This is a genomic window from Kribbella sp. NPDC054772, assembly GCF_053611945.1.
In genome coordinates this window covers 9,723-26,112 of the sequence record NZ_JBSHBJ010000007.1, presented here as the reverse complement: position 1 = coordinate 26,112, position 16,390 = coordinate 9,723, and the positions used below count along the sequence as shown (strand labels likewise).

The 16,390-nt window shown below is 70.2% G+C and carries 14 protein-coding genes; 8 read left to right on the top strand and 6 right to left on the bottom strand.

Annotated elements, in window-relative coordinates; translation table 11 throughout:
- Positions 1–8: 8 nt before the first annotated feature.
- Entirely contained in the window at positions 9–2,024 is a 2,016-nt protein-coding gene (locus tag ACWGID_RS13890) for a HelD family protein (RefSeq protein WP_452196820.1), read from the top strand.
- Here the strand turns inward: ACWGID_RS13890 and ACWGID_RS13885 are convergent.
- Genes ACWGID_RS13885 through ACWGID_RS13875 form a run of 3 tightly spaced genes read right to left on the bottom strand, consistent with a single transcriptional unit; the run spans position 2,010 to position 5,654 of the window.
- Positions 2,010–3,425, bottom strand: a complete 1,416-nt coding sequence (locus tag ACWGID_RS13885) for a hypothetical protein (protein WP_452196819.1) — start codon at positions 3,423–3,425, stop codon at positions 2,010–2,012. The genes ACWGID_RS13890 and ACWGID_RS13885 overlap by 15 nt on opposite strands.
- Positions 3,422–4,432, bottom strand: a complete 1,011-nt coding sequence (locus ACWGID_RS13880; RefSeq protein ID WP_452196818.1) for a hypothetical protein — start codon at positions 4,430–4,432, stop codon at positions 3,422–3,424. Before ACWGID_RS13880 ends, ACWGID_RS13885 begins: the two co-directional genes overlap by 4 nt.
- 31 nt (positions 4,433–4,463) lie before the next feature.
- Entirely contained in the window at positions 4,464–5,654 is a 1,191-nt protein-coding gene (locus ACWGID_RS13875) for an MFS transporter (RefSeq protein WP_452196817.1), read from the bottom strand.
- Between the two features lie 190 nt (positions 5,655–5,844).
- Between ACWGID_RS13875 and ACWGID_RS13870 the strand changes: the two genes are divergently transcribed.
- Positions 5,845–6,156 carry an ArsR/SmtB family transcription factor gene (locus ACWGID_RS13870; RefSeq protein ID WP_452196816.1) on the top strand — a complete coding sequence of 104 codons (312 nt, stop codon included), beginning with the start codon at positions 5,845–5,847 and terminating at the stop codon, positions 6,154–6,156.
- 67 nt (positions 6,157–6,223) lie between these two features.
- Positions 6,224–8,473, top strand: coding sequence for an outer membrane protein assembly factor BamB family protein (locus tag ACWGID_RS13865; protein ID WP_452196815.1), 2,250 nt, complete (start codon positions 6,224–6,226; stop codon positions 8,471–8,473).
- Here the strand turns inward: ACWGID_RS13865 and ACWGID_RS13860 are convergent.
- Complete coding sequence (locus ACWGID_RS13860; RefSeq protein ID WP_452196814.1) at positions 8,457–9,341, bottom strand: Gfo/Idh/MocA family protein; 885 nt, start codon at positions 9,339–9,341, stop codon at positions 8,457–8,459. The two genes, ACWGID_RS13865 and ACWGID_RS13860, sit on opposite strands and share 17 nt — an antisense overlap.
- A 165-nt stretch (positions 9,342–9,506) precedes the next feature.
- Between ACWGID_RS13860 and ACWGID_RS13855 the strand changes: the two genes are divergently transcribed.
- Together ACWGID_RS13855 and tuf are read left to right on the top strand one after the other, a co-directional pair.
- Positions 9,507–11,888: an outer membrane protein assembly factor BamB family protein gene (locus ACWGID_RS13855; protein ID WP_452196813.1), complete on the top strand. Its 2,382-nt coding sequence runs from the start codon at positions 9,507–9,509 to the stop codon at positions 11,886–11,888.
- Positions 11,889–12,203: 315 nt separating this feature from the next.
- Positions 12,204–13,391 (top strand): elongation factor Tu, encoded by a 1,188-nt coding sequence (gene tuf / locus ACWGID_RS13850; RefSeq protein WP_452196812.1) that lies wholly within the window; start codon positions 12,204–12,206, stop codon positions 13,389–13,391.
- A gap of 13 nt (positions 13,392–13,404) precedes the next feature.
- On the opposite strand, the gene ACWGID_RS13845 is transcribed toward tuf, so the two are convergent.
- Positions 13,405–13,671 (bottom strand): DUF4031 domain-containing protein, encoded by a 267-nt coding sequence (locus ACWGID_RS13845; RefSeq protein ID WP_452196811.1) that lies wholly within the window; start codon positions 13,669–13,671, stop codon positions 13,405–13,407.
- Positions 13,668–14,372 (bottom strand): copper homeostasis protein CutC, encoded by a 705-nt coding sequence (locus ACWGID_RS13840; RefSeq protein WP_452196810.1) that lies wholly within the window; start codon positions 14,370–14,372, stop codon positions 13,668–13,670. The genes ACWGID_RS13845 and ACWGID_RS13840 overlap by 4 nt, the downstream gene beginning before the upstream one ends.
- A 108-nt stretch (positions 14,373–14,480) precedes the next feature.
- On the opposite strand from ACWGID_RS13840, the gene ACWGID_RS13835 reads away from it, so the two are divergent.
- The 3 genes from ACWGID_RS13835 to ACWGID_RS13825 all read left to right on the top strand — a co-directional run.
- Positions 14,481–15,518 (top strand): LacI family DNA-binding transcriptional regulator, encoded by a 1,038-nt coding sequence (locus ACWGID_RS13835; RefSeq protein ID WP_452196809.1) that lies wholly within the window; start codon positions 14,481–14,483, stop codon positions 15,516–15,518.
- A 111-nt stretch (positions 15,519–15,629) separates the two neighbouring features.
- The gene (locus ACWGID_RS13830; RefSeq protein ID WP_452196808.1) at positions 15,630–15,854 is read left to right on the top strand and encodes a hypothetical protein; all 225 of its coding nucleotides are present in this window, start codon (positions 15,630–15,632) and stop codon (positions 15,852–15,854) included.
- 118 nt (positions 15,855–15,972) lie between these two features.
- Positions 15,973–16,390 (top strand): hypothetical protein (locus ACWGID_RS13825; RefSeq protein WP_452196807.1); only part of this gene is annotated, 418 nt, incomplete at its 3' end.

Genomic DNA, 16,390 nt, shown 5'->3' with positions numbered 1-16,390 from the left:
GTTCAGTCATGCCCCCCGATACGTCCGACACCCTCCAGGCCGAGAAGGACTACCTGAAGAGCTCCCGGGCCGCGCTGGCGGTGATGCGGGAGAAGACCGGCGCGCTGGAGATCCACAGTGCGGACCGGGTCAACCAGGAGTACCTGCAGGCCGCCATCTTCCGGCGGATGAAGGAGCTGGAGGACGACCCGGACGTGCCGCTGTTCTTCGGGCGGCTGGACTACCTGGAGCCGACCGACGAGACGTTCCACATCGGCCGCCGGCACGTGAACGACGAGCTCGGCGAGCCGCTGGTGGTGGACTGGCGGGCCGACATCTCGGTGCCGTTCTACCGGGCCAGCAAGACCGAGCCGATGGGTGTCGGGGTACGGCGGCGGTTCGGCTTCACGCACGGCGAGATGACCGCGTTCGAGGACGAGGACCTCACCGCGAGCGGTGCCGCCGAACAGCACAGCGACATCCTGGACGCCGAGATCGAGCGGCCGCGTTCCGGCCCGATGCGCGACATCGTGGCCACCATCCAGCCGGAGCAGGACGTGATCGTCCGGGCCGGCGTCGACGACACCATCTGCGTGCAGGGAGCGCCCGGGACCGGGAAGACCGCGGTCGGTCTGCACAGGGCGGCGTACCTGCTCTATGCGTACCGGGACCAGCTCAGCCGGGCCGGCGTGCTCGTCGTGGGACCGAACGCGAGCTTCCTGCGGTACATCGGGGACGTCCTGCCGGCACTGGGTGAGATCGAGGCGAAGCAGACGACGGTCGAGGAGCTGGTCGGCCGGGTGAAGATCGCCGGGCCGGGGCCCGCGCCGGTCGACGTACTCAAGGGCGACGCTCGGATGGCCGAGGTACTGCACCGGGCCGTGTGGGCGCATATCAAGCTCCCCGAGGAGGCGCTGGTGGTGCCTCGCGGGGCGCACCGCTGGCGCGTCGCGACGTACCAGGCCGAAGAGCTCGTCACCGAGCTGCGCAACCGCGGCATCCGGTACGGCGCTGGTCGGGCGATGTTGCCGCAGCGCCTGGCCCACGCGGTACTGCTGCGGATGGAGGCGGCGGGCGACTCCCCCGACGACCGCGTACAGGACTCGGTAGCGCGCAGCCGCCCGGTCAAGCAGTACGCCGACGCACTCTGGCCGGCCGTCGACCCTGCGAAGCTGCTCTTCCAGCTCTTCACCGACGCTGAGCGCCTGGCCGAGCACGCCGACGGCATCCTCACTGCGGACGAGCAGGCGATGCTGATCTGGGACAAGGTGCCCAGATCAGCAGGTGCGGCCAAGTGGTCGGTCGCCGACGCCACTCTGATCGACGAGATCGCCGATCTGGTCGACCGTACGCCGTCACTCGGCCACGTCGTCCTGGACGAGGCACAGGACCTGTCCGCGATGCAGCTGCGCGCCGTCGGCCGCCGCTGCTCGACCGGCTCGATGACTGTGCTCGGCGACATCGCGCAGGGCACCACGCCGTGGGCCACGCCGTCCTGGGACGACGCACTGAAGCACCTAGGGAAGACTGGCGCCCACACCGAGGAGCTGACCGCCGGCTTCCGCGTCCCCGGTCAGGTCATCGAGTACGCCGCCCGCCTCCTCCCGACTATCGCTCCGCACCTCAAGCCGCCCACAGCGGTACGGCGAGCGCGCGGTGAGCTCACCATCTCTCGCGTACCGGACAGCCTCGCCGCCGCAACGGCTGCTGTTCGGGAGGTGTCGGCGCGCCCCGGCTCGATCGGTCTGATCGTCCCGGACGCACTGGTGACCGCGACCCGGAAGACCTTGCAGGACGAGGGCATCCCGTTCTCGGTGCTCGGTGACGAGGACGACGTGGACGCACACCTGGACGTCGTACCGGCGTCTCTGGCCAAGGGTCTCGAGTTCGACCATGTGGTGCTGGTGGAGCCGGCCGGCATCGTGGCCGGTGAGGCCGACGAGCGGACCGGACTCCGGCGGCTGTACGTCTGCCTGACGCGTGCCGTCACCTCACTGGTCGTTCTGCACGACGAAGACCTGCCGGTGGTCCTAGAAGCCGCGTGACCCACCGGACCGGCGCGACGAGCGCCGGGACGAGCCGCCTCCGCTGGAGCGGGTCCGCGACGACCAGGAGCTGCGCCGGTTCGACCCGCCGTACCAACTGCTGTCGCTGTCGCCGGAGCCGCTGCTCGACGCGGCCGCCATGTCGCCGATGGTGCTCCCAACGTTCGAGCCGAACCGCCGGAAGCGGCCGCCCGGACGACGGGAACGCCAGCGGGACCGCATCTGCTCACCACGGCGCTTGAAGTCGTTGTCCGGGAACCACCAGGCACTGCCGTCACCACGGGACCAGTAGCCGTCGACGTAGGCAGCGAGGTCCTCGCCGTGTTCCCAGTACGGCGACGAGATCTGCCACCCCTTCACCATCCGGATCTGGGGCTGCTCGCCGGCCTCGTCCCGTTGCTTGCAGGCCGCGCAGACGTCGACTGCGCGGGCGGCTCCGTCCTTCGGCTTCGACTCGATCTGGTCCGTGCTGGGCCCGTGCCGCGGGTCGAAGAAGCAGGGCGCCGTCGGCTCGGGAATCGGCCTGCCCGAGCGGACGGCCTCCAGGCAGACCATCCCGTAGCGGGCTGATCCGAGCAGGGTCGTGACAGCCTCGATGTCCTCGTCGCCCTTGGCCTCGTCCAGCCGGTGACGCGCTTTCTCGACGGTGTCGAGCACGTCCTTCGACAGCTTGGACTGCTGCGGATCCGAAACCGTCGGCAGCGCGGAGACCTGCTGCGAGAGCGCGATGATCTCCTCGTTCAGCAGCGGCTTGGTGACGTTGAGGTGGGCCTTCTCGTCGCGACGCCGTTCCCTGCGCGCACCGAGCCCGGTCACGGCACACCAGAGCCCGATCACCCCGGCCGCACCGCCCGCGAACGGCGCGGCGTCGACGTAGAACGGTTTGTCCACAACCTGCGCGCGTTCAATGAACTGCTTGAGCATCGGCTCGTAGTTCGGTGCGCAGCAGTCGACCGCCTGGTCCACCGCGTCGCCCGCGTAGTACGTCGGCCCGTGGTCGGCCCGCTGCACGGCGTGGAAGCCGCGCCCGTCGGACTCCGACTCCGCGTCGACCAGGACGGCGTACACACCCTCGACGCCGACCCGGTCGTAGAGCTGGTCGGCGATCTCCTCGCCCTCCCAGGCGAGCTCGACGTAGTACTTGTTGTCGGAGGTGTTGATCTTGGACGCCGGGATGACCGCGATCCGGATCGGCGCGGCCGCGCTCTTCGCCGCGGCGTCGAGCTCGGCGATCTCGGTCGAGCTCAGCTCCGTGACACCCGGATCGACGTACACGCCGGGGTCGCCGAGGTGACTGGCGACGGTGTTCATGTACGCGGCAGGGTCCGTGGCCGCGTGTGCGGGCAATGCGGGCAGGACCCACAGTCCGACGACGGCGAGTGCGGCGAGCAGGCGTTTCATCGTGCTCCTCCCGAGAGCCGATCACGGCAGGGACCGCAGACCGGGATCTCCCGGGCCCGCCCGCCAGGTGGCGTGTACATCCAGTCCGTCACGGACATCCCGTGTGCCGGGTCGAAGAAGCAGGCGGCGCGGCGGGCCGGTGCGGGCGTGCCGGCGATCTTCGCCTGCGCGCACGCCAGCCGCCAGCGCCCGTACTCGACCGTGGCCCGGACTGCGCGCAGCGTGTCGTCGTCGGGTTCACCGTCGACCACGCGGCCGGCGTCGGCGTACGCGTCCATCGCCGCTTGCACGTCCGCTGCAGTGTCCACGCCGTCCAGACGCACGTCCGCCGCATCCAGTTCCTCACCGAACCGCGTCACGTCCTCCCGAGCCGCCGCCCGCCGCTCGTCGACCGTGTCCACCTCATCGGGCAGCACGTCGTACGACGGCCGGTACAGCGCCGGTCCGCTGTCCTTACGCGGACGCGACCTCCACCACCGCAGTCCGAGCCCACAGGCAATCAAAAGCACCAGCACGATCACCAGCGGCCACAGCCAACCAGGTGCTCCCTTGGAAGCCTTCGGTACGTCGAGTTGGTCCAGCACCCCGTTCAACGTGCCCACCGGATCGGAGCGACTGTGCTTGTCCAACTCGTCGTTGAGGATCTCCGCGATCGGAGTGTCGACCCCCACCGCGCTCCCCCAGCTGATCGCCCCGCCGAACACCACCAGGTAGATGCCGTCCGCCTTCTGAGCGTCCACCAGCTTGTCGACGTACTTGTGAGCCGCCGTGCTGTTGTCAGCACTGCCGTCGTTGAGTACGGCGGCGGGCACGACCGCGATGCGAATCGCCGGGTCGTGCCCGTTCACCCGTTCAGCCAGCTCGGTGGCGTCCTTGTCCGAGACCAGGGACCGCTGCGTCGGGTCGACGTACACCGGTGAGGTCTTCCACCCGTCGACCACCGCGGTGGGGTCGCTGGAGCCCGTCAGAGTCGAGGCGAGCAACAGCACACCGGCAAGCAGACGCATGGGCAGAAGCCTGCCTTACGACTGGTCCCTCCTAGTCAGCGACCGCTGTGACGTAGATGTCCTCGTCACGCTCGAGCTCCTCGACCTTCTGGAGGGAGGAGTCCCGCCAGAGGAGGTAGACCAGGCCAACCACGACCAGCGAGAGCGCGGAGGCCAGCACCGGGAGGTAGCCGACGCCGAAGGCCTGGATGACCAGTCCGCCCACCACAGCCGACAGTCCGGCACCCAGGTAGATCGCGGAGGCGTTGAGCGAGATCAGCAGACCACCGCCGAGCTCCAGCAGCAGGTTCTGGATCGGAGGGTTGAAGGCCCAGGTCAGCATGCCCCACACCACCAGAGCGATACCGGCACCGACCTCGGTCGTCAGCGTCACGTCGAGGGTGGCGAGGACCGCGGTAATCCCGATCATCAGGACGACCAGGGTGCGCAGGCTGCCGAAACGGTCCGTGATCCGTCCCCCGAGGAAGTTGCCGATGACAGCGCCCACGCCGTACAGCAGAAGGAGCAGGCCGGTGACGCTGCCGGTCAGGCCGGCGGTGTGCTTCAGCAGCGGGACGATGTAGATGTACACGCTGAACGCCGCGAGCACAGCCAGGACGGTGATGGCCAGGATGATCTGCACCCGTCGGTCGGCCACACCGGCGAAGCGTTCACGCAGGCTGACCACTGGGGGCGCCTCGACCTTCGGAAGCGCCGCGCACTCGGCGATGGCGACCAGTACGGCGACAGCGGTGATGAGCGCGAACACGCCCTTGTAACCGAGTGACGGGCCCAGCAGCGTGCCGGCCGGGACTCCGAGGACCAGTGCGAACGTCAAGCCACCGAACACGATGGCGACTGCCCTGCCGCGTTCCTCGGGCGGCATCAGGCTGGTGGCGAACAGGGTGGCGGCCGGGGTGTACACGGCGGCGCCGAACGCGGCCACGACACGACCGGCGATCAGGATCGGGTAGTTGTCGGCCAGCGCGGCGATCAGGTTGCCGAGCGCGGCCAGGACCAGTGCGGCGATCAGCAGCGTACGGCGCTCCCAGCGGCCGGTCAGCGTCGACAGGATCGGTGCACCGATCGCGTACGACAGCGAGAACGCGGTGGCGAGCTGGCCCGCGGCGGTCAGCGAGACGTGCAGCTCGGAGCTGACGTCGGGGAGCACGCCGGACACGACGTACGCGCTGGTGCCGACCGCGAACGCGCCGGCGCCCAGGAGGTAGATCCGTGCGGACATCGAAGACCTTCCGGAGACGGGATCAGTAGTTCGACGATCATCGTACTACGAAGATCATCGAAGTTCGACAGGCGTCGTACTATGGATTCATGGCTCTACTAATGCCACGCCTCCGGCGCGGCGGGTCCCGGGGCTTCGACTCCCGGCCTTCCCTCGTCGCTCCGCTCCTCAGTCCAGGCCGGGAGGCCCCGTGACCAGCAAAGTCCTTCCGCAGCCGGAGCGGGCCGAGATCCGCGTCGAGGCGGTGCTGCAGGCCTTGGGCGAGCCGGTCCGGCTGACCATCGTCCGGGCGCTCGCCGACCAGCCGGCGGGAGTCTGCTGCGGCGAGATCGAGCTGCCGGTGACCGCGTCCACCCGGGCCCACCACCTGAAGATCCTGCGCGAGGCGGGCGTGCTGTCCACGCACACCGACGGCACCCGGCGGATCAGCATCCTGCGCCGCGACGACCTCGAGGCGCTCTACCCCGGCCTGCTCACCGGAGTGCTGTCGGCGAAGCAGTAACCAACCGCAAGGTGGCGTTGGGGTGATCGTGGGGTGGTTGTAGAACTGCGGCTGGCAGACTGAAGCAGTGGTGGAGCTGCGGGCGCGATGGGACGACCTGGTGCCCGGGTCTGCCCCGCTGGCCGACGACCTGGTCGCGCGGTACGTCGAACGCAACCGGCGCGCGTACCGCGACCACTATCTCGGCACCGTCCTCAGCGCCCTGGACTCGCTGATCCAGCTGTCCACCGACCCGACCAGCGTGCGGCTCGCGGCCTGGTTCCACCGCGCCGTCCACGAGCCCGGCGGTACTCCGGCCGAGGACGCGGAAGGTTCCGCCCGCCTGGCCGAGCGGCTCCTCCCGAAGTACGGCGTACCGCCGATCCGGATCGCCGAGGTGGCCCGGCTGATCCGCCTCACCGGCGACCTCGCGGCACCGCCACCGGACGCCTACGCGCCACCGCGGCGGGACGCGAACGGCGACGTACTGCTCGACGCCGTCAACGCCACCCTCGCCGCCGACCCCAGCCGGTACGCCGTCCACACCGCCGAGGTACGCCGCGACGCCGGCGACCGCAAGGCCGCACTCGAGCACCGGTACGACGAAGTTCGCGAACTGCTCGACGGACACCTCTACCGGACCCAACTGGCGCGCCAGCGTCTCGGCCCGGTGGCCCGCCTCAACCTCGAGTCCGAACTCGCCGGACTGGACAGCGAGCTCCCAGCCCCGTGGCGTGGCTGGCAACAGGCCGCACTGACCGCCACCGCCACCTTCACCGCGATCGCCGCCGCGGTTGTCGCCATCGCCGCGTCCGGAGCCTCCTGGCAGATCCCAGCCGCGCAGGACGAGGCAGGCTGGCCGACTGTCGCGCTGGCCATCCTCTCGTTCTTCAGCGCACCGGTCCTGTTCCGATGTGCCCGCAGCGCGAGTCAACGTGCCCGCCTCATCGCAGGCGCCGTACTGGCGATTGCAGTGACCGGACTGCTCGTCGCGTGGGCCCAAGCACCCCGGACCAATGTGGCCGTCGGCGTTGGCCTCCGCGTGCCACTGCTGATCTCCGCACTGGTCCTGCTGGTCCTTGCCAGCACCTCAGCTCTGGTCGCCTCACTACTCCGCACGAAGACGGCTCGCTACTTGCCTGCCCGCAACCTCGGTCAGCAGCTCGCCTGGCTCGCGGCACCGGCAACGGTCGCCCTCGTCCTGTTGCTGATCGTCCAGCCGTTGTCGCGCAGCTACGTGCTCGGTTCGAACGAGCGGCTCGAGGGATCACCGCGGGAGGCCGGCAAGGCGGTCCCGTCCGTTCTCGACGGCGGTGTGGCGTGGGTCAGCGACTCGGTCGTCGGAACCGGTGCGGAGGAAGCGATCGGCACCCGGTACGGCATCGCGATCCCCCGGCCCAACGGCGTGGTGGAAATGCTCGACGCGGCCACCGGCGAACTGCGGTGGCGCTACAGCCGGTCCGACTCCGACGAGAAGCCAGTCATCGCCGCCACCGATAACGGCGAGTACGTCCTCGCGCTGTTCGCCGACGTCGGGTACCTGCTGCTCGACGCGAACACCGGCCACCGCAAGGCCGCCTGGCCCGGCAACACCCGCGACCGCTTCATCCTGCAGGCCCAGCCGCTGCTGACCGGCGAACGCTCCGGCAAGCTGCACGGCGTGGATCCGTCCGGCCATGAGCGGTGGACGTACGAGTCCGGCGACTGCACCGACCTGGGTGCCGTCGCCACGGCCGAGACCGTGCTCACGTTCGTCAGTCACACCTGCGACGATCGGCCCGACCAGATGACCGCTTTGGACGTCCGGTCCGGCAAGAAGCTGTGGACCAGGACGTCGACGGACACCTACCGCCGACCGGTGGTCGTGGCCGGTCTGGTCGTCGTGGCCGAGCCCGGCGGCGACTCCGACGTACCTGAGGCGCTGACCGCGATCGAACCGCGGACCGGCGACATCCGCTGGCGCTGGGACGTACCGAAGACCTGGGCCTGCCGCACGCTGCTCAACGCGGCCGGCAAGTACCTGATCGTCGTCGACTGCCCTGGCCCGAGCAGTCTGGAGAACCGCGTCAGCGTGGTCACGGCGATCGACGCCAACACCGGTCTGACCGCCTGGCAGACCAAAGCGCCGATCAGCCCGAGCGTGAAGGTCACCGTCACCGCCGACGGCCGCGTCATCACCCTGAGCCGCGGCGCGGCGGGCTGCATGGCCAACGTGGTCAGCCGCGCCGGCTACCGCCAGGTCCGCCTGCCGACCGGCATCCTGTGCAGCCGCGACCCCCGAGCCGTCGGCAACGTCGTCCTGGCCTCCGGCCCCGAGTCCGTCATCGCCCTGCGCTGAGTTGTTGCTGGGCGAAGGTGAGGAGCTCGACGATGCGGGTGCCGAAGGCGACGTCGACGGGGTGGGACTCACCAGACTCGGCTGCGGCGACCAGCTCCTCCGCGGCGAGGCGGAGGGCGTCCGCCGGAGCGGTACGGCGCTCCGGGAGCAGCGCCGTACCTGACTCGCCCCAGACGCCGGTCTCGAAGTTGCTGCCGGCCGGTGGGGCGAACAGGGTGATGCTGGCGGTGCTGGTAGCGCCTGACTCATGCGTGAGGACCAGGTGGATCAGACCGTCGGCACCGCCCACAGCGGTGAGCTCACCGATCGGACCGAGCATGGCGGACAGGTTGGACAGCGCGTGCGGGCCGACGTCCCAGAGCGACCCCCACTGCTCGCGTCGCCAGGGTGAGTCGGCGGTCGGGTTGCCAGGGCGGTCCAGCGCGGCCAGCATCCGGCTCCAGCCGCCCTTCCAGCCGCCAGTCGCCTCAAGGTCCGCGAAGAACGTCCGCATCAGTGGGTCGAACCGCTGGGTCAGGAAGACCACCGACGCGATGCCTTCGTCCGCCACCTCGTCGACCAGCGCGCGGGCGTCGTCCAGCGAGTCCGCGACCGGCTTGTCGAGCAGCAGGTGCTTCCCGATCGCGGCCGCCTCCAGCGCCATCGCCGCCTGCACCTTCGGCGGGACGGCGAACGCGACCGCGTCGACCGACTCCAATAACTCCGCGTAGTCGTCGTACGCGGGGATTCCCAGCTGGTCCGCCAGCGCGGCGGTTCTGTCCGGGTGCCGGCCCCAGACTCCAGCCAGCTCGACCCCGGTGGCCGCCACGAGCCCTGGACCGTGCGTCCGCCCCGCCCACGGACCCGTCCCGACCAGACCGAACCGCATACCGTCCTCCTAGGGCCGGAGATGTGATCTGCACCGCAATATCAGTTGTCACGCGCCCTTTGCGAAGCGGTCAGGTGACGAGCCGATATCGCTTTGGCCACGACCCTATAGGGAACCCCGGATCGGGTCGGCCGAGACTCCCAACCGGTGCCAGACTCCTTAGCCATGGACCTGCGCGACCAGTGGAATCGCCTGCTGCCGCACGCGCAGCCGTTGGGCGACGACCTGCTGGCTCGTTACGCAGAGCAACATCGGCACTATCACGACCAGCGGCACCTGACCGAGGTACTGCAGACCGTCGACGAGCTGGCGGAGTACGCCGACGACGCGGACAGCGTCCGGCTCGCGGCCTGGTTCCACGACGCGATCTACGATCCGCAGGCCGAGCCCGGTGAGAACGAGGAGGTCTCGGCCCAGCTGGCCGAGCTCGAACTGGCGGCGTACGGCGTGGCGGCCGAGCGGGCCGCGGAGATCGGGCGGCTGGTCCGGCTGACCGCCAAGCACGACTGCGCCCCGGACGACCGCAACGGCGCAGTGCTCTGCGACGCCGACCTGCGCATCCTCAGCCTGCCGGCGGCGCGGTACGACGAGTACGCCGCCGGGATCCGGCAGGAGTACCAGCACGTCGCCGACCGGGACTTCGCGCGCGGCCGAATGTCGTTCCTGCAGACGCTGAGCGAGACCCGGCTGTACGCGACACCCCGCGGTCATGAGGAATGGGAACGACCGGCCAGGGCGAACCTGACCCGGGAGGTCGAGTCGCTGGGCCCTAGGGCCGCCCGACCGATCGGCGGGCTGATCCCGGTCATCTACTTCGGTGCTGCCCTCGGTGCGGTCGTCGCGTCCTCGGTCCTCCTCGGCCGTGGCCTCGGCGCGGCCGCCAAGTGGCCCGCCGACCCGTCCGACGCCGCCGGTTTCCCGGTCTGGGCTCCGATCGCCGGTACGGCGGTGGCGGCCGCACTGACCTGTGCGTGGTTCCGGCGTGCTCAGCAGCGTCTGGTCACCATCCCGGCGATTGTATTCGGGGTGGTCGGCATGGTCGCCATCGGCGTGTGCTGGTGGCGCTGGCCGGCCGCGCAGCCCGGTGCGGCCATGTCGGAGCGCTGGCCGTACTTGCTGATCGCCTCCGTGGCACTAGTACTCGCCGGCGCGTTGCTGGCGCTGGCGCGGCGGCTGCGGTTGGCGCCGCCGTACGCACAGGCTCCCCCGCGCTGGCTGGGCGTCGGCGCGACGGCTGTGTTCGGCGCACTGCTGGCGTGGGTCGTGGTGTCGGCCGGTGAGCCGTTCGTACAGGCCCGGCTGGAGACCGCGAACACGGTCAGCACGACCACCACGATTCAGCCAACCCAGCTGCCGGTCCAGCTCGACGGAACGCTGGCGTGGAGCCGTGAGGTCCCAGCCACCGGCGCCATCACCGGTACGGCGGGTGGGGTCGCCGAACTGCGGTCGGACGGTGTGGTGATGTCCGACGCGGCCACCGGTCAGATCCGGTGGCGGTACTCGCGGGCCGACGTACAGGACGCCGCGTCGAACGGCGCGAAGGGTCTGCTGGTGTCGCCGGACGGGCGGACGATCGCTGCGCACCTGCCGCGGTCCGACTACCGCGAGCCGGCGGGCATCAACCTGCCGACGTACGCCGTGCTGGACGCGGTGAGCGGCAAGGTCCTGACCGAGGTCGACACCGACGGGACCGCACTGGCGGTCGACCAGGACCAGCTGCTCGTGGCGGAAGGCAACTACGTCGTCGCGCACGGCGTGAGCAGCCCGACGCACTGGCGGGCGCAGGTGCGCTGCAACGTGACGCAGGGCGAGTTGGTCGGCGACCAGGCGGTCGTCGTCGACGCCTGCGCCGGAAACAGCGCTGTTGTCCGCGGTCTGGATCTCAAGACCGGCGCCCAGCGCTGGGAGGTTGACCTGGGCACCCGGATCGAGCTGAGCTCGGAGCTGGACCCGACGACGTGGGTCGGAGACCTGGTCGCCGTACCGGACACGCGTGAGGTGTCTGGGCTCATCTGGACCGGCGCGGCCGGCGGAACTCTCTACCAGTGGTCGGTGGACGTCAGCGAGGGCCACCTCATCTGGACGACGCCAGTACCGGGCACACCACGCCCACGGCTCGGCTCGTCCTCCTGCGACGCCCAACTGGCCGCTACACATGCCTCCTTGGTCCTCATCACGTGCCGCACCGGCGACGACCCCGGCCAGCCGCAGACGTACGACGTGTCCTCGTCAAGCCCGGCCGACGGGACTCCGCAGTGGCACCACCTGCTGCAGGTACCGCCGAAGTTGCAGCAGCCGGAGTACCCACGCAACGGGTTCGGGCTGCTGCCCGATGGGCGCGTGGTGACGTTGATGCCGCAGGCCAACGGCAGCTGCTCCCCCGTGATGATCGGCACCACCGGCGTCCAGCCGCGCCCGATCGTGCCGAGCCCGAACGCCCAGCCGGTCGCCAAGTCCGAAGAGGTCACCTGCGAACAGCCGGCCGTCACGGTCGCCGCCGCCCGCCCGATCTTCTCCGACGGCACCCGCCTCTTCGCACTGAACTAACGCCCAGCTTCCTCCGCTTCCCGCCTTCAGCGGTCTGGGAATTACGTTGCTCACGGCAGCGTTACTGCCTACCGTGATCCGCATGTTCCGCGTGGTTTTCGAGTTCGACCTGTCAGGCACCGGCCTGACGGGCGCTCCCACGTGGGCTCCGTCAGTCGATTGCACCGGCGCTCGAAGCTGACCCTCCTCCTGCCTCGCAGGACCCGCGGAGGAGGGTGGCCCGCACCGGCCCCCTCCACGCGGTGACAGCGCTGTGAGGGCTTGCCGGAGGGTCCTGGCTCACACCGAAACCTTCTGACAGGCAAAGGAATTCTCATGGCCAAGAGCCAGTTCGTGCGGACCAAGCCGCACCTCAACATCGGGACGATGGGACACGTCGACCACGGCAAGACCACGCTGACCGCGGCGATCACCAAGGTGCTCGCCGAGCGCGACCCGAGTGTGAACCGCTTCGTCGCCTTCGACGGCATCGACCGTGCGCCGGAGGAGATGCAGCGCGGGATCACGATCAACATCTCGCACGTCGAGTACGAGACCGCGACCCGGCACTACGCGCACGTCGACATGCCCGGGCACGCCGACTACGTGAAGAACATGATCACCGGCGCCGCCCAGGTGGACGCCGCGATCCTGGTCGTCTCCGCGCAGGACGGCGCCATGCCGCAGACGCGGGAGCACGTGCTGCTCGCGCGCCGGGTGGGCGTGCCGTACCTGGTGGTCGCGCTGAACAAGGCGGACACCGTCGACGACCCGGAGCTGCTCGACCTGGTCGAGCTGGAGGTCCGGGAGCTCCTCACGGAGTACGGCTTCCCGGGTGACGACGTACCGGTGGTGCGGGTGTCCGGTCTGAAGGCGCTCGAGGGCGACCCGCGGTGGACCGGCGCGATCGGCGAGCTGCTGGACGCGGTGGACACCTACGTGCCGGTGCCGGACCGTGAGCTCGGCGAGCCGTTCCTGATGCCGATCGAGAACGTGCTCACCATCAGCGGCCGCGGCACGGTGGTCACCGGTGCCGTCGAGCGCGGTTCGCTGAAGCTCGGTGACGCGGTCGAGGTCGTCGGCCTCGGCCCGACGGTCACCAGTACGGCGATCGGGATGGAGACGTTCGGCAAGTCGCTGGAGTCCGCGGACGCGGGCGACAACGCGGCGGTGCTGCTGCGTGGCGTGAAGCGCGACGAGGTCCGTCGTGGCCAGGTGGTGGCGTTGCCGGGCAGTGTGCAGCCGCACCGGAAGTTCCGGGCGACCCTGCACGCGCTGTCCACCGCCGAGGGTGGCCGGCACACGCCGTTCGCCGCGGACTACCGGCCGCAGTTCTACTTCCGGACCACGGACGTGTCCGGCGGGATCGACCTGGGTGAGATCACCCTGGTGATGCCCGGCGACACGATCGAGCTCGGCGTGGAGCTGGAGAAGCCGATCGCGATGAACGTCGGCCTCGGCTTCGCCGTCCGCGAGGGCGGCCACACCGTCGCCGCGGGCACCGTCACCGAACTGCTCGACTGATACGAAGAGGCCCTCAGCCTGCTGAGGGCCTCTTCCGATGTCTGAGCCCGGCAGCGATCAGCCGCTCCACCAGCTCCCTGCTGGACACAGGCGTCGCACCAGCAGCGACCAGGTCGTCATAGCGATCACTGGGTACGTCGTAGTGGTCCCGGTCGAAGCCACGCGCCGGAATGCCGGCCGCCTTGGCGAACGCGTGCAGCTCCTCGTAGGACTCGTCACTGACCAGATGCGACCAGATCCGGTCCCACGCCGGCCAGGCGGGTGGGTCGATGAGGATCATCCGCGGGCGTCCTGCGCGTCGAGCAGAGTGCGCCAGGAGCGGACGAAACGGGAGTTCACGTAGGCCTTCGTCCACGAGCCGTCCTGGCGGACCGACGTACCGACGTGGAAGCGGCGTACGCCGCTCTGGAACAGCCACGGGACATGCTCGGGCTGGAGACCGCCACCGGCCATCATCACGCCCGCGACAGCAGAGTCGTCACGTGCAAGCTTGCACAGGTCGTCCAGCCCGTGGCTGACCCCGATGGACGACCCAGCGGTCAGGACACAGTCCAGCCCAGGCAGAGTCCGCAGTGCGCGCCAGGCCTGCTGCTGCTCGAGTACGGCGTCGATCGCGCGGTGGAACGTCCACGGCGTACCGGCGAACGTGCTGACCAGTGTGGAAACCGACTCGACGTCCACCTGGTTGTTCGGGGTCAGGAAGCCCAGCACGAACCCGTCCGCCCCGGCGGCGAGGTACGACTGCGCCATCGCGGCCAGCCGGTCCAGCTCGGCGCTGTCCGTGGTGAACGAGTTCTCCAGTCGCAGCATCACCCGCAACGGCAGGTCGGTGACCCGCCGGATCGCACTGACCGTCGACACCGGCGGACACAGCCCGTCGGCCTCCATCGAGGCGCACAGCTCCAGCCGGTCCGCCCCACCCTCCTGCGCCGCCTCCGCGTCCGCCGGGTGCAAGGCGATGATCTCCAGCAACGAACCCATGGGGGCTATCCTCTCGCACCCGCGGGGAATTGGTGTTGCACTCGCCGCCGGGCTTCTGTATCGTTTTTCTAGAACGATTTAGAAGAACGATACAGAAGGGTGTGTGAGATGGCCGGGGTGACGCTCAAGACCGTGGCGAAGGCCGTCGGTGTGTCGCCGTCCACCGTCTCCAACGCCTACAACAAGCCCGACCAGCTCTCGGGCGCTCTCCGCGAGCGCATCCTGGCCGCCGCCCAGGAGCTCGGGTACGCCGGTCCGGACGCCTCCGCCCGCGCCCTGCGCAGCGGGAAGGCCGGGGCCGTCGGGGTGCTGTTCACGGACAAGCTCGCGTACGCGTTCTCGGACCCGTACGCGGTCGGTTTCCTCGCCGGTCTCGCGGAGGTCGCCGAGGAGTTCGCCACCAGCCTGCTGCTGATGCCACTGAGTTCGACGGACCCCGCGAGCGGGAGCAACGCCGTCCAGCAGGCGGCGATCGACGCGGCGGCGATCTTCTGTGTGCCGAGCGGGAACCCGGCGCTCGAGATCCTCGCCAACCGCGGCATCCCCGCGGTGTCGACCGATCGAGGCGACCACCCGGACCTGTGCTGGGTGGCGATCGACGAGATCGAAGCGGCCGCGCAGCTGGGCGAGCACCTGGCCCGACTGGGGCACCGCGAGGTCGTCGTACTGGTGGACAACGCGCAGGCGGCCGGCGGCCGTCCGGTGGAGCTGACGCTCGACGAGGTCGGGTACACCGACTGCGAGCTGCGGATCCAGGGCCTGCAGAAGGCGATGCCGGATGCCCGGCTGCGGATCGTCTCCGGCGGGCACAACGCGATCGCGTCCGGCCTGCGCGGAGCGGAGTACGTGCTCGACTCGCAGGACCGGCCGACGGCGATCGTCGGGCTGAGCGACGTCCAGGCGCTCGGCGCGATGGAAGCGATGAAGGTCCGGGGGCTGACCCCGGGTCGCGATCTGACCCTGGCGGGATTCGACGACATCCCCGCCGCGGAGGCCGCCGGCCTGACGACGGTCCGGCAGCCGATCAAGGACAAAGGACGCGCGGTCGGCCGGATCCTGCTCGATCCCACCACCACCGAGCGCCAACTGCTGATGCCGACCCAGCTGATCGTCCGCTCGAGCAGCGGGCCGGCACCGAAGCGCTGACAACTCCAGACACCCTCGGGGCCACTCGGTTCCCGGGCTGATCCAGCACGTCTTCCGACGGTCACACCGGCCGCCGGCCGATCAACCACGCTCTCAGGAGGGAGCAGAATCATGACGTACTTCACCCCCGGCAACACCGCGGTCGAGAACGCTCGCAGCCTCAGCCAGTCGGCTCTCCCGAACGCTCCCCAGCAGCCGTACGACGAGCCCGCGCCCCGTCGCGCGCTGACGATCCGGGCCCGCCTCGGCGCCGCATTGCGCACCACTGCGGAACGCGAACTCCGCCTCGCCAACCGCATCGACCCCAGCCCCACCTGCCCCACTCCGGCGAGCTGATCGCGCCGCACGCCTCTTTGGGCCCGCACCAACCAGATCCGCCGCGGAAATCTGGTTGAGCCGGACCCAAAGAGGCGGCGCGTGGTTTTGTCGGTGCCGTCTGGCACCCTGAAGGGCGATGAATGAGCCAGGGGTGCTGCTGACCGCGCGGGCGATGGTCCTCCACGACCTCGCCGCGCGCGGTTTCAACGACGCGACGATGGTGTCCCTGCTGGAGGACGCCGTGGCCGGCCGCCAGTGGTGGCTGGATCAGTGGCCGGACGGCGCCGAGCACATCGCCGGCCTGGTCGCGCAGGACGTCCAGGACCGCCTGGTCGACTCCGGCGTCCGGTGGCCGCGGTGCACCGCGTGCGACGACCTGCACGACCACCAGCAGCGGAGAGGGGCGGCTCGCGGCCCCCGCCCCCCCCGGGGGGGCGGGGCCGCGCGCCGGGCCCTCGCGCCCCCCCCCGACCCCCTGGCCCCCGCCGCCGCCCGCCGCCGCGGCCCCCTCGGTCGTGGCGGGTGCCAGCACCGCGGGCGCCTGCCCCATGGTC